Raw genomic sequence first — 14,392 nt, 5'->3', positions numbered from 1 at the left:
TTTCCGAATGCGCGTTTTTTCAGCAAAACACCTGTGAGCGTGCCATAAAACAAGCAATTTGCCGTTTTTGCAACCGCAATCACACTTCCAGGTGGCATACTAAAGAGGAATAAAAAGAAAAAGGAAGATAAGTAATGCCTTTAAGCGCACAACAGTTAGCTGCACAGAAAAACCTTTCATATGTTCTGGCTGAGAAGCTGGCACAACGAATCTTAAAAGGTGAATACGCACCTGGCACCATTTTGCCGGGTGAAATTGAACTGGGTGAGCAATTTGGTGTGAGTCGTACTGCGGTACGCGAAGCGGTCAAGACGTTAACAGCAAAGGGGATGGTTTTACCGCGTCCACGAATTGGTACTCGGGTCATGCCACAATCCAACTGGAACTTTCTTGATCAGGAATTACTCACCTGGTGGATGACAGAAGAGAACTTTCATCAGGTCATTGATCACTTTCTGGTTATGCGTATATGTCTGGAGCCGCAAGCCTGTTTACTGGCTGCAACGGTAGGAACAGCAGAACAGAAGGCGCATCTCAACACGCTAATGGCCGAAATGGTCGCATTAAAAGATAACTTTCGCCGAGAACGTTGGGTTGAGGTCGATATGGCCTGGCATGAGCACATCTATGAAATGAGCGCCAATCCGTTTTTGACCTCTTTCGCCTCGCTATTCCATTCGGTTTATCACACTTACTTCACGTCAATAACCAGTGACACCGTGATAAAGCTGGATCTGCACCAGGCGATCGTCGATGCGATTATCCAAAGCGATGGCAACGCGGCATTTAAGGCTTGTCAGGCGCTACTACACACTCCGGATAAGTGATAACCAGACAAAGGGACATTGAATGAGCGAGAAAAAGAAGCGCAGTATGGCGGGTTTGCCATGGATTGCGGCGATGGCTTTCTTCATGCAGGCACTTGATGCCACTATCCTGAATACAGCCCTACCCGATATCGCTCATAGTCTTAATCGCTCCCCCCTCGCTATGCAATCGGCCATCATCAGTTACACGCTGACGGTGGCGATGCTTATTCCGGTCAGCGGATGGCTGGCCGACCGCTTCGGCACACGCCGCGTTTTCACCATTGCCGTTAGCTTGTTCACGTTGGGTTCTCTGGCCTGCGCACTCTCAAACTCGCTGCCACAACTGGTTGTCTTCCGTGTTATTCAGGGGATAGGCGGCGCAATGATGATGCCGGTCGCTCGCCTGGCGTTACTGCGCGCATACCCACGCAATGAACTCCTCCCGGTACTGAATTTTGTCGCCATGCCGGGTCTGGTAGGGCCGATTTTAGGGCCCGTTCTTGGGGGCATGTTAGTCACGTGGGCGACATGGCACTGGATCTTTTTAATCAATATTCCCATTGGTATTGCGGGCCTTCTTTACGCTCGCAAACATATGCCCAACTTCACCACAGCACGTCGAAAATTTGATATCACTGGTTTCTTACTGTTCGGTCTTAGCCTTGTGCTCTTCTCAAGTGGAATAGAGCTGTTTGGTGAGAAAATTGTTGAAACCTGGATAGCCTTGACGGTCATTGTGGCCAGCATAGTGTTACTGCTTCTCTATATCCTCCATGCGCGACGAACGCCAAACCCATTAATTTCATTAAATTTATTTAAAACCCGCACTTTCTCGATCGGTATCGTAGGCAATATTGCAACCCGTCTGGGGACTGGCTGTGTACCGTTCCTTATGCCATTGATGTTACAGGTAGGATTTGGTTATCAGGCGTTTATTGCCGGCTGCATGATGGCACCGATAGCGTTAGGCTCCATTATTGCGAAATCGATGGTTACGCAGGTTTTACGGCGTCTGGGCTATCGCCATACGTTAGTGGGAATTACGGTGATTATTGGTTTGATGATCGCCCAGTTCTCATTGCAATCTCCGGCAATAGCGATCTGGATGCTAATTTTGCCGTTGTTTATTTTAGGGATGGCGATGTCGACGCAATTTACCGCGATGAATACCATAACACTTGCCGATCTGACCGATGACAACGCCAGCAGTGGTAATAGCGTTCTGGCTGTCACGCAACAGTTGTCGATCAGTTTAGGTGTAGCCGTTAGCGCAGCCGTTCTTCGCGTTTACGAAGGGATGGAAGGTACGACGATTGTTGAACAATTCCACTATACGTTTATTACGATGGGGATGATTACGGTTGCTTCAGCAGCGATGTTCATGCTCCTGAAGGCAACTGATGGTAATAATTTGATTAAACGCCAGCAAAAATCTAAGCCGAGCCACGCGCCATCAGAATCGGAGTAAGTTGTAATCGTTGTTGCTGTAAGGTTGGCTGCGCCATTCGGTGGATGAGTACATCAATCGCCAGCTCTCCCAATTCATCTTTCGGTTGATGGATAGTGGTGAGCGGTGGCGTCATATAACGTGCCAGTTCAATATCGTCATAACCAATCACCGCGATATCCTGCGGGACATGCAATCCAGCCTGGTACAACGCCTGGTAAACACCCACTGCCATTGCGTCATTTCCGGTAAAGACCGCCTGAGGACGCAGAGGATGTGATAACAGCTGTCGCATCGCGTCAAACCCGCCGTTAAATTCAAAATCGCCAGTCACTTCATAGCCATCGGGAATGTCGAGGCCAGCACGTTTCATCGCCGCCCGATAACCTTCCAGCCGCAATCGTGCAGGCGTTTTATCCAGAGGCCCGGTAATACAGGCGATACGAGTATGACCTTTGTCGATCAGATATTGCGTCGCTAAATCGCCTCCCAGCAACGAGTTATCCTGAATAAGATCGCTGTCGCCATCGAACGGCGCCCAGTCCATCATCACGGTAGGCACCGTCGGATAACGTTGCATGATTTCACGCGAAGGCTGATGCGTTTCGGTGCAGAGTAACAGCAGGCCATCAACACGCTTTTGCATCAACGTTTCCAGATTACGATTCATTCGCTGCTCATCGCCTTCGGTATTACAAAGGACAAGACTATAACCGCGCTCGAAGCAGCTGCGTTCAACACCACGCACCAGTTCTGAATAGAAAGGATTGGTACTGGCAGTGATCAACATGCCAATGGTATGTGTTTGATTGAGTTTGAGGCTACGCGCCAGAGCTGATGGCGCGTAATTGAGTTCTTTAATCGCCGCTTCAACTTTGGCGGTAATCGCTTCACTGACGAAGCGATCTTTATTGATGACGTGAGAAACTGTTGAGGTAGAAACGCCCGCCAGGCGGGCAACATCTTTCATTGTAGCCAAGCGTCACCTCTGCCTGTCTAAAAATGCGTCGATCTCTTCACGCCACGGTACGGAAGGTTGAGCGCCTTTACGTGTTACGGCAATCGCAGCGGCGGCATGGGCAAAACGAATCGCCTCTGGCAATGTTTTTTCTTCCAGCAACGCCGTGATTAACGCACCGTTAAAGGTATCTCCGGCAGCAATGGTATCGACAGCCTGCACCCGGAATCCAGGAACGAGCTGACCTTCACCATTCACGCTAGCCCATACACCACGACTTCCTAAAGTAATCAGTACAGTACGGATACCTTTTTCATGCAGTACCTGCGCCGCCTTCGCCGCATCTTCATCATTTTCAACACGAATACCGGTGAGCTTTTCTGCTTCCGTTTCGTTTGGCGTAATAATGTCCACCAGCGCCAACAGTTCGTCAGGAAGTTCGCGAGCCGGGGCCGGGTTAAGCGCAACGATAGTCTTATTTTGATGGGCAATTTTCGCTGCTGCCATCACACTTTCGAGTGGTGATTCCAGCTGCATTAATAATGCTGAGGCATTCGCAATACGCTCACGTTGTGCTTCTACCAGCACAGGGGAAAGGGCAGCATTAGCGCCAGCATGAATACCAATGACATTCTCACCTTCGCCATTAACAAAAATCAGCGCTACACCTGTTGATTCACCTTTGATCACGCTGACCGGAGAAATATCAATGTTATCAGTAGCGAGCTGCTGACGTACGCTCTCGCCAATACTGTCATCGCCCGTGCAGGCTATAAACGAGATATTCGCGCCGCTACGCCCTGCTGCCACCGCCTGATTCGCGCCTTTGCCGCCAAATGCGACTTGATAGTGGTTACCGGTTACGGTTTCGCCTGGAGTAGGAAAAGATTGAAGATTAAGGATATGGTCAGCATTAATGCTGCCAAGAACAACGAGGCTGCCTGCGTTTTGCATATTCGGGATGTCCATAAAATGCGCCACCGGGTTAGGGTGGCGCGTGCCCTGCTTTTCTTTATATTACACGTTCATCTGTCGATGACGTATTGATGCCACTATCAGGTTATAAAACCTGACTAAGACTACTGCTTAACAACCAGTTTCAGATCAACCGGATATTTCGCCTGAACTTTTTCGCCTTTCAGAACTTTGTCCGCGGTTTCGACACCTTTCGCGCCAATCTGATCGGGTAACTGAGCGATAGTCGCTGCCAGTTTGCCATCATTTACTGCTTTTTCGCCATCAGGTGTACCGTCAAATCCGACGACCATCACATCCGATTTACCAGCAGTTTGCAGCGCACGCAGTGCGCCCAGCGCCATTTCATCATTCTGCGCGAACACTGCCTGCACATCCGGATGAGCGGTCAGTAGGTTCTGCATTACGTTCAAACCTTTGGTACGGTCGAAGTCTGCCGGCTGGCTGGCAAGGACGTTAAATTTGTGAGCAGCAACAGCCTGCTGGAAACCTTCGCCACGTTCACGGGCTGCGGATGTACCGGCAATGCCTTGCAGCTCGATAACTTTGGCACCTTCGCCCGCTTTCTTCGCGATGTAATCACCGGCGATTTTGCCGCCCAGTACGTTATCAGAAGCAATGTGGCTCACCACTTCGCCTTTCGTGGCCTGACGGTCAAGGGTGATAACCGGGATGTTAGCCTGGTTTGCCATCTTCACGGCGTTACCCACCGCATCGGAGTCGGTTGGGTTAATCAGCAGAATTTTGGTGCCGCGAACGGTTAAGTCCTGCACGTTCGCCAGCTCTTTCGCCGGGTTGTTCTGGGAGTCCAGCACCACCAGGTTATAGCCGAGTTTATCCGCCTCTTTCTGCGCGCCATCTTTCAGCGATACAAAGAACGGGTTATTGAGTGTGGAAACCACCAGCGCAATGGTGTCTTTTGCCATTGCATTCGCACTAACGGTGGCGCTTAGCGCAACAGCAGAAACCAGGGTAGCCAGTTTTTTCATGTTCATATTCAAGATGTCCTGTAGTCGTTATTACTGCTTTTTGTTGTCTACCAGCACCGCCAGCAAAATCACCACAGCTTTGACGATCATCTGGTAATAGGAGGAAACACCTAACAAATTCAATCCATTATTAAGGAAGCCAAGAATTAATGCGCCGATCAACGTCCCAACAATGCGACCTTTTCCGCCCGCCAGACTCGTACCGCCCAGAACCACCGCCGCAATAGCATCCAGCTCATAGCCAGTCCCCGCCGTGGGTTGTGCGGAGGAGAGGCGCGCCACTTCAATGATCCCGGCCAGCGATGCCAGCAGACCACAAAGAGAATAGACGATGATCTTGATTTTATTGACGTTGATACCAGAAAGACGCGTTGCCGCTTCGTTGCCGCCCAGCGCGTAGATGTAACGCCCCAGACGCGTGTGATGCAGCATGTACCAGGCCGCGAGGAAGACAATCCCCATGATCCAGACTGGCGTCGGTACGCCCAGCGGACGACCAATACCAAACCAGCCAAACAGATCGGCGTTCTCAGTAAAGCCGGTATTCACTGGGCTACCGTTGGTATAAACCATGGTCACGCCGCGCAGCAATAACATCATCACGAGGGTAGCGATAAACGCCTGGACGCGGCCTTTCGCCACAATCACCCCTGTTACCGCACCAATTGCGGCACCTAATGCCAGTGCGGCAGCGACAGCCACCAGCGCATTGACTTCAATGCCGACGATAGACGCAGCAACTGCGCCAGTCAGCGCCAACAGAGAACCGACGGACAGGTCGATGCCCGACGTCAGGATCACCAGCGTCATGCCGACCGCCATAATGGCGTTCACCGAGGTTTGCTGGAGAATATTGAATAAGTTATTGATGGTGAAAAAGTTCGGGCTTAACGTCGAGACAATCGCGATCAGCACCAGCAGAGCGATAAGCGATTTCTGCTCCATCAGCCACGCTTTCGTGAAATAACGGCGACCAGAAACAGTCTGGGTTGTCATTTTTTTACTCCTGATTCACGCGATTAAGCTTGCCCACAGCGGCAGCCATTAACACTTCCTGGGTGGCTTGCTCACGAGTAAATTCCCCGCTGAGATGCCCTTCATGCATGACGATGATGCGATCGCTCATGCCTAATACTTCTGGCATCTCTGATGACACCAGAATGATGCTCAAGCCATCGGCTTTGAACTGGTTGATCAGTTGATAGATCTCTTTTTTCGCGCCGACATCTACACCACGGGTAGGTTCATCAAGGATAAGTACTTTCGGGCGCGTCATCAGACCGCGGGCAATCGCCACTTTTTGCTGATTGCCACCGGAGAGCAGGCCAATTGCCTGTTCCATTGACGGCGTTTTCACATTGAACAGGCGAATAAAATCACTCACTGCCTGTTGTTCATCGGCATGCTTCAAACTGCCGCCAGTACGGCTGAAGTAGCGCAGCGCAGTCAGCGACATATTTTCTTTTACTGACATGCCAAGTACTAAACCGTCGCGTTTACGGTCTTCAGAGATATACACAATGCCGTTTGCCAGACCATCCTGCGGTGAACGAGTAATAACTTCATGCCCATCCAGCGTGACATAACCGCTGGTGCGCGGCAGTGCGCCATAGAGCACTTTCATCAATTCGGTACGCCCCGCGCCCATCAAACCAGAGACGCCAAGGATTTCGCCATTGCGTAGGGTAAAAGAGACGTTGTTAACACCAGGTCCGCAGAGATTATCGACTTTCAGGCGGATATCTCCCGGCGCTTTGTCCAGGTGTGGATACTGCTCTTCCAGTTTGCGGCCCACCATCATCTCAATCAGCGAATCTTCGGTCAGCGATGCCACTTCACGCTCGGCAATAAATTGCCCGTCACGAAAAATGGTAACGTCATCGCAAATCTCGAAGATTTCTTTCATGCGGTGGGAAATATAGACAATGCCGCGGCCTTGCGATTTCAGCTCGCGGATGACGCGGAACAGGGATTCGGTTTCGGTATCAGTCAGCGCATCAGTCGGTTCATCCATAATGATGACTTTCGACTCAAAGCTCAGCACTTTGGCAATTTCAACCATTTGCTGGTCACCGATGGAAAGATCGCCCACCAGCTTGTCGCTTTTAAAGCGCAGGTTAAGTTTAGCCAGCAATTTATCCGCTTCGGCATACATGGTTTTCCAGTCAATTTTGCCAAAGCGATTAACAAACTCACGACCGAGGAAAATGTTTTCGGCAATGGTCAACTGCGGGATCAGGTTCAGCTCCTGGTGGATAATCCCAATCCCGGCTTCCTGGGAAGATTTCGGCCCGGTAAATGTCGTTTCTTTCCCCAGCCATAAAAGCGTACCGGCATCGCGAGTATAGATACCGGTAAGCACTTTCATCATGGTGGATTTACCCGCGCCGTTTTCGCCTACCAGCGCCATCACGCGGCCCGGATAGACATTTAACGCGGCGCCCGAGAGGGCTTTTACGCCCGGAAAGGCTTTATCAATGCCTTTAAGCTGTAGTAATGCTTCCATGACGACCTCAGAACGTCACGCCAGCACAGAGAATGATATTTGCATACGGAGAACATTCTCCGCTGCGAATTACCGCCTGACTTTCTGCGGTTAGTTGTTTGAATTGTTCATGCGTGGTGTAACGAATTTCAATGGTGTTTCCCTGGTGTTGTTGCAGCTGCTCAAGGTGAGTGAGCAACGTTTCGTGGAGTTGCGGATTATGTTGTTTGATCTCTTCCGCGATAATGGCTGCCTCAACCTGCATTTCACTCGTAACAACTCCCAGTACCTGCATAAAAGAAGGTACGCCCTGGGTTAATGCCACATCGATACGCGTTGTACTTTTTGGGATGGGTAAACCAGCATCACACACCACCAGCGTATCGGTATGCCCCAGACGGGAGATCACCGACGAAATATCAGAATTAAGAACGGTGCCTTTTTTCATTTTTTTCTCCATCAGCGAAACGTTTCGCTGACCAGCAGTTTAATCCTGACTGAACAGAGAAAACCATCGCAACGTTACTGAAATGTGATCAACATCGAAACGTTTTACATCGTGATTAAGCATGAAAAACAAAAACGCCTCCTTTATGGAGAAAGGAGGCGTCTGGCGTTAGATTTCGACCTGAGTACCTAGTTCAATAACCCTGTTTGGTGGGATTTCAAACTGATCTGGTGCACGCAGTGCATTACGCTGCAACAGCAAGTACAGTTTGCCACGCAAACGTAAGTACCACGGGCGTTTGCCGAGGATCAACGACTCATGGGACATAAAGAAGGAGGTTTCCATCATCCGGCAACTTAAGCCTTCCAGGCCACAGCGGTGGAAGACTTCTTCCACGTTTGGCGTTTCCCGCCAGCCGTAACTTGCCACCACGCGCCAGAAAGTGGGCGACAGTTGTTCAATCTGTACCCGACGGACGTTATGGACATATGGCGCGTCTTCGGTACGCAGAGTTAACAGAATCACCCGCTCATGCAATACCTTGTTATGTTTAAGGTTATGCATCAGCGCAAAGGGAATGACGTTGATTGCACGCGACATGTACACCGCGGTTCCGGGAACGCGAACGGGCGGTGATTTCTCCAGCGAAGCAATCATCGCTTCCAGAGAATTACCATGTTCATGCATCCGTCGCAGCAGGCGGAAACGCTCGCTCTTCCAGGTGGTCATCACGATAAACATCACCGTACCGAGGCTCAATGGCAACCAGCCGCCGGAGAGCAGTTTATCGAGGTTAGCGGTGAACAATGGAATATCGACACAAAGGAAGGCTATCAGGATCAGCGCAACAAAATACTTATTCCAGTGCCAGTTCTGACGCGCCACGGTAGTCGAAAGAATAGACGTCAGTACCATCGTTCCGGTCACCGCAATCCCATACGCCGCCGCCAGGTTACTGGAGTGCTCAAAGCTGACAATCACAATCACGACCGCGACATAGAGCATCCAGTTCACAAACGGAATATAGATTTGCCCTGACTCCCTTTCGGAGGTGTGAATGATACGCATCGGCGAAAGATATCCCAGACGTACCGCCTGACGCGTCAATGAGAAAACGCCAGAGATAACTGCCTGCGAGGCAATCACCGTTGCCAGTGCAGCGATAATCAGCAGCGGGATTAGCGCCCAATCAGGTGCTAACAGGAAGAACGGGTTCTTAATCGCTTCCGGGTTCTTTAACAACAGCGCTCCCTGGCCGAAGTAGTTAAGGGTTAAGGAAGGCAAGACGACAGTGAACCACGCCAGGCGAATCGGGAACTTACCAAAATGCCCCATATCGGCATACAGCGCCTCGACTCCGGTAATCGACAGCACCACCGCCCCTAATGCAATAAAAGAAACCGTTTTGTATTCAAGGAAGAAATGCACCGCCCACATCGGATTCAGCGCATGCAGCACTTCCGGGTTAGCAATAATGCTACGTAACCCCAGCCCTGCCAGAATCAAAAACCAGGTCAGCATGATCGGCGCAAACAGCTTACCGACCATAGCCGTGCCATGTTTTTGAATCATAAACAGTAAAGTAAGAACGATGATTGAGAGGGGAACTATCCAGGTATCCAGTTGCGGGGCGACGATTTCCAGACCTTCAATGGCAGACATCACCGAAATAGCAGGTGTTATGACGACTTCACCATAGAAAAAGCTGCCACCGATTAGCCCCATAATCACTAACATTGAGGTCGTTCGCGCCGACGTATTACGCCCGGCAAGCGACATCAACGTCAGAATTCCCCCTTCTCCGGCGTTATCCGCGCGCATCACGAAGGTAAGGTATTTGATGGAAACCACAAAGATTAGCAGCCAGAAGATCAGCGATAAAAAGCCAAACACGGCATCGCGTTCAACGCCAAAACCAAACTGGCCGGACAAACATTCACGAAGTGTATATAACGGGCTGGTACCAATATCGCCGTAGACAACTCCAATCGCCGCGAGGGTTATCGCGGGCAACGATTGCTTATTATCAGTGCTCATAGACTAGTCTTTCGTTGAAATATGAAATGTGTGCGTAGTCCCTTGGCCCACAAAAAAGCGCTCAGTATGCACGATTAACGGCAAAATCGTACTCCTAAATGCGGCCACATTAACCTGGCTCAAAGAAAAATATCCCTTCTTTGAGACTATTTTTGCCACCAGCAAGAAACGTCTATACTCGCAATTTACGCAGAACTTTTGACGAAAGGACGCCACTTCATTATGGCTCACCCTCATTTATTAGCGGAAAGAATTTCCCGCCTGAGCAGCGCGCTGGAAAAGGGGCTTTATGAACGTAGCCACGCCATCCGCCTGTGTTTGTTAGCGGCATTAAGTGGTGAAAGCGTGTTCCTGCTTGGCCCCCCAGGTATTGCTAAAAGTCTGATCGCCCGTCGCTTAAAATTCGCCTTCCAGAATGCGCGCGATTTTGAATATCTGATGACCCGCTTCTCCACCCCGGAAGAAGTTTTTGGCCCCCTTTCCATTCAGGCGTTAAAAGATGAGGGACGCTATGAACGCTTAACCAGCGGTTACCTGCCGGAAGCAGAAATCGTCTTTCTGGATGAAATCTGGAAAGCTGGCCCGGCAATTCTTAATACCCTGCTAACCGCTATTAACGAACGTCAATTCCGTAACGGTGCTCATGTCGAAAAAATCCCGATGCGCTTGCTCATGGCGGCCTCCAACGAGCTGCCGGAAGCAGACAGCAGTCTGGAAGCGTTATATGACCGCATGCTGATTCGTCTGTGGTTAGATAAAGTGCAGGATAAAGCGAATTTCCGCTCCATGCTGACCAGCCAACAAGATGAAAATAACAATCCGGTTCCTGCCGCCTTGCAGGTCACTGATGAAGAATATGAACGCTGGCAAAAAGAGATTAGTGAAATTACGCTGCCCGATCATGTATTTGAGCTGATTTTTATGCTGCGCCAGCAACTGGATAAATTACCGGATGCGCCTTACGTCTCCGATCGTCGCTGGAAAAAAGCGATCCGCTTATTGCAGGCCAGCGCTTTTTTTAGTGGTCGCAGTGCTGTTGCCCCGGTTGATCTTATCTTGCTGAAAGATTGCCTGTGGTATGACGCGCAAAGCCTGAATTTGATTCAACAACAAATTGATTTATTGATGACCGGTCATGCCTGGCAACAGCAAGGGATGTTGACCCGCCTGGGCGCGATTGTGCAACGTCGTCTGCAACTCCAGCAGCAACAAAGCGATAAAACAGCCTTAACGGTAATTCGTCTGGGCGGCATTTTCAGCCGTCGTCAGCAGTATCAGCTTCCTGTCAACGTTACTGCTTCCAATCTGACTCTGCTGCTGCAAAAACCGTTAAAACTGCATGATATGGAAGTAGTTCATATCTCCTTTGAGCGTAGCGCGCTGGAACAGTGGCTGAGCAAAGGTGGTGAAATTCGTGGCAAACTGAACGGTATCGGCTTTGCCCAGAAACTGAATCTGGAAGTTGATAGCGCCCAACATCTGGTTGTACGCGATGTAAGTTTACAAGGCAGTATGCTGACGCTCCCCGGTTCATCGGCTGAAGGTCTACCAGATGAAATAAAACAACAACTGGAAGAGCTTGAAAGCGACTGGCGTAAGCAACACATTTTATTCAGCGAACAGCAAAAATGTCTGTTTATCCCTGGCGACTGGTTAGGTCGCATTGAAGCCAGCCTACAGGATGTCGGTGCCCAGATTCGCCAGGCGCAACAATGCTAACACTGGATACGCTCAATGTGATGCTGGCCGTCAGCGAAGAGGGATTGATCGAAGAGATGATCATCGCGCTGCTGGCCTCACCGCAGCTGGTGGTATTCTTTGAAAAATTCCCGCGCCTCAAGGCGGCAATCACCGATGATATTCCCCGCTGGCGTGAGGTGCTGCATAGCCGTCTGAAAGATACGCGTGTCCCGCCGGAACTCACTGAAGAGGTCATGTGCTATCAGCAAAGCCAGCTTCTCTCCACGCCGCAGTTTATTGTGCAGCTGCCGCAGATTCTGGACTTACTGCATCGTCTGAATTCCCCGTGGGCCGAACAAGCCCGACAGCTGGTTGATGCTAACAGCACTATCACTCCGTCATTGCATACGCTTTTTCTCCAGCGTTGGCGCTTAAGCCTGATTGTGCAAGCGACGACCCTGAATCAGCAGTTATTAGAAGAAGAACGCGAACAACTGTTGAGCGAAGTTCAGGAACGCATGACATTAAGCGGACAGCTCGAACCAGTTCTGGCAGATAACAACACCGCAGCCGGTCGTCTGTGGGATATGAGCGCCGGTCAGCTTAAACGCGGCGACTATCAGTTGATTGTGAAATACGGGGAATTTCTTAACGAACAGCCGGAACTGAAACGTCTGGCGGAACAGCTGGGACGTTCGCGGGAGGCCAAATCAATACCCCGCAACGATGCGCAGATGGAAACCTTCCGCACCATGGTGCGCGAACCGGCAACCGTTCCTGAGCAGGTTGATGGCCTGCAACAAAGCGATGATATTTTACGCCTTCTGCCGCCGGAACTGGCGACACTGGGCATCACTGAACTGGAATATGAATTTTATCGTCGGCTGGTGGAAAAACAGTTGCTCACCTATCGTCTGCACGGTGAATCATGGCGTGAAAAAGTGATCGAACGCCCGGTGGTACATAAAGATTACGACGAACAACCGCGTGGACCGTTTATTGTCTGCGTAGATACTTCCGGCTCAATGGGCGGTTTTAATGAGCAGTGTGCGAAAGCGTTCTGCCTGGCCTTGATGCGCATAGCCCTCGCTGAAAATCGACGCTGCTATATTATGTTATTTTCCACCGAGATCGTCCGTTACGAGCTTTCAGGCCCACAAGGTCTTGAACAAGCGATCCGCTTTTTAAGTCAGCAGTTTCGTGGCGGCACCGATCTGGCCAGTTGTTTTCGCGCCATTATGGAACGCTTACAAAGTCGGGAATGGTTTGACGCTGATGCGGTGGTGATTTCTGATTTTATCGCCCAGCGGTTGCCTGACGATGTGACGAGTAAAGTGAAAGAGTTGCAGCGGGTACATCAGCATCGCTTTCACGCCGTGGCGATGTCAGCACACGGCAAACCCGGCATCATGCGCATTTTCGATCATATCTGGCGCTTTGATACCGGGATGCGAAGCCGCCTGCTCAGACGCTGGCGGCGATAAACGATTACAGCAGAGAAGGGACGCTCTCACGAACAGCTGCCGGCCATACACCACACTGAACCTGGCCAATATGCGGCAGTTGCAGCAGCAGCATGGTCAAACGAGACTGGCCAATACCGCCACCGATGGTCTGCGGCATTTCACCACGCAGCAGCGCCTGATGCCATTCCAGCTGCAGACGATCTTCATCACCAGTCAGCGCCAGTTGATGCTTCAGCGTGTCGGCATCCACGCGGATCCCCATGGAAGAAAGCTCAAACGCATCTTCCAGTACTGGGTTCCATACCAGAATATCGCCGTTCAGACCCGCATGGCCCAGCTCTGACGGGGTGCTCCAGTCATCATAATCCGGTGCGCGCACGTCGTGGCGATGACCATCGCTCAGCTTGCCACCAATCCCTACGAGGAATACCGCGCCAAGATCTTTCGCAATCGCCCGCTCACGCCCTTTGGCATCGAGATCCGGATAACGAGACAGTAACTCCTGGCTGTGTACGAAGTGGATCTGATCCGGCAGGAACGGTGCCAGACCAAACTCTTCGCTAACAGCAGCTTCGGTTGCTTTAATTCCCGCCCAGATCGCCTCTACTGTGCTTTTCAGAGTGGAGAATTGACGCTCACCGTCGCCCATTACGCGTTCCCAGTCCCACTGGTCAACATAGACCGAGTGCAGCGGGGAAAGACGGTCTTCATCGGGGCGAAGGGCTTTCATGTGCGTGTACAGCCCTTCGCCCACGCTGAAGTCGTGTTGCCCTAATGTCTGACGTTTCCACTTCGCCAGTGAATGAACCACTTCGAACTGGGCATCAGGCAGAGCTTTCACTTTTACCTGTACCGCTTTTTCACAGCCCGACAAGTTATCCTGCGTGCCATCCCCCACACGGCTAAGAATCGGCGCCTGGACTTCAATCAGGCCTAAGCGTTCTTCCAGTTGACGAGAAAAGTGAGATTTCACGAAGCTAATTTGACGTTGTTTGGCAATGTAAGCGGTTTTCATTTTTTATACTCCTGCGTCCTGTTGCTTATGATTAAGCAACAAAAACCGACACACATGCAATAATCATTCAATAAAAAGCCAAA

Annotated in this window: 12 protein-coding genes; 4 read left to right on the top strand and 8 right to left on the bottom strand. The window is 50.7% G+C overall.

What is annotated here, in order from left to right:
• Window positions 1-134: 134 nt before the first annotated feature.
• Window positions 135-827: a FadR/GntR family transcriptional regulator gene (locus FEK43_RS16040; RefSeq protein WP_130222537.1), complete on the top strand. Its 693-nt coding sequence runs from the start codon at window positions 135-137 to the stop codon at window positions 825-827.
• 22 nt (window positions 828-849) lie between these two features.
• Window positions 850-2,277: a multidrug transporter subunit MdtD gene (gene mdtD, locus FEK43_RS16035; RefSeq protein ID WP_135408378.1), complete on the top strand. Its 1,428-nt coding sequence runs from the start codon at window positions 850-852 to the stop codon at window positions 2,275-2,277.
• Here the strand turns inward: mdtD and rbsR are convergent.
• The 7 genes from rbsR to kup all read right to left on the bottom strand — a co-directional run bounded on the left by rbsR (window position 2,243) and on the right by kup (window position 10,148).
• Window positions 2,243-3,235: a ribose operon transcriptional repressor RbsR gene (gene rbsR, locus FEK43_RS16030; protein ID WP_130261125.1), complete on the bottom strand. Its 993-nt coding sequence runs from the start codon at window positions 3,233-3,235 to the stop codon at window positions 2,243-2,245. The two genes, mdtD and rbsR, sit on opposite strands and share 35 nt — an antisense overlap.
• 3 nt (window positions 3,236-3,238) lie before the next feature.
• A complete protein-coding gene (gene rbsK, locus FEK43_RS16025; protein WP_135408576.1) occupies window positions 3,239-4,168 on the bottom strand; it encodes a ribokinase in 930 nt (309 codons plus the stop codon).
• 125 nt (window positions 4,169-4,293) lie between these two features.
• Window positions 4,294-5,184: a ribose ABC transporter substrate-binding protein RbsB gene (gene rbsB / locus FEK43_RS16020; RefSeq protein ID WP_001056273.1), complete on the bottom strand. Its 891-nt coding sequence runs from the start codon at window positions 5,182-5,184 to the stop codon at window positions 4,294-4,296.
• A gap of 24 nt (window positions 5,185-5,208) precedes the next feature.
• The gene (rbsC, locus tag FEK43_RS16015) at window positions 5,209-6,174 is read right to left on the bottom strand and encodes a ribose ABC transporter permease (protein WP_000211858.1); all 966 of its coding nucleotides are present in this window, start codon (window positions 6,172-6,174) and stop codon (window positions 5,209-5,211) included.
• A 4-nt stretch (window positions 6,175-6,178) separates the two neighbouring features.
• Window positions 6,179-7,684 (bottom strand): ribose ABC transporter ATP-binding protein RbsA, encoded by a 1,506-nt coding sequence (gene rbsA, locus FEK43_RS16010; protein WP_130206842.1) that lies wholly within the window; start codon window positions 7,682-7,684, stop codon window positions 6,179-6,181.
• Window positions 7,685-7,691: 7 nt separating this feature from the next.
• Window positions 7,692-8,111, bottom strand: coding sequence for a D-ribose pyranase (rbsD, locus tag FEK43_RS16005; protein ID WP_130206840.1), 420 nt, complete (start codon window positions 8,109-8,111; stop codon window positions 7,692-7,694).
• Window positions 8,112-8,279: 168 nt separating this feature from the next.
• On the bottom strand, window positions 8,280-10,148 hold the full coding sequence (gene kup / locus FEK43_RS16000) for a low affinity potassium transporter Kup (protein WP_130206838.1): 1,869 nt from the start codon (window positions 10,146-10,148) through the stop codon (window positions 8,280-8,282).
• A 222-nt stretch (window positions 10,149-10,370) separates the two neighbouring features.
• Here kup and ravA point away from each other — a divergent pair, with 222 nt between their 5' ends.
• Together ravA and viaA are read left to right on the top strand one after the other, a co-directional pair.
• Window positions 10,371-11,867 (top strand): ATPase RavA, encoded by a 1,497-nt coding sequence (gene ravA, locus FEK43_RS15995; protein WP_135408380.1) that lies wholly within the window; start codon window positions 10,371-10,373, stop codon window positions 11,865-11,867.
• A complete protein-coding gene (viaA, locus tag FEK43_RS15990; RefSeq protein WP_130206834.1) occupies window positions 11,861-13,312 on the top strand; it encodes an ATPase RavA stimulator ViaA in 1,452 nt (483 codons plus the stop codon). Before ravA ends, viaA begins: the two co-directional genes overlap by 7 nt.
• Window positions 13,313-13,316: 4 nt before the next feature.
• On the opposite strand, the gene asnA is transcribed toward viaA, so the two are convergent.
• On the bottom strand, window positions 13,317-14,309 hold the full coding sequence (gene asnA / locus FEK43_RS15985) for an aspartate--ammonia ligase (RefSeq protein ID WP_000845136.1): 993 nt from the start codon (window positions 14,307-14,309) through the stop codon (window positions 13,317-13,319).
• Window positions 14,310-14,392: the final 83 nt, after the last annotated feature.

Origin of the sequence: Escherichia sp. E2562 (assembly GCF_005781075.1) — a bacterium.
In the GTDB taxonomy this organism is placed as follows: Bacteria; Pseudomonadota; Gammaproteobacteria; order Enterobacterales; family Enterobacteriaceae; genus Escherichia.
The sequence above is the reverse complement of the archived record's forward strand: the minus strand, read 5'-3'. Positions and strand labels throughout refer to the sequence as shown.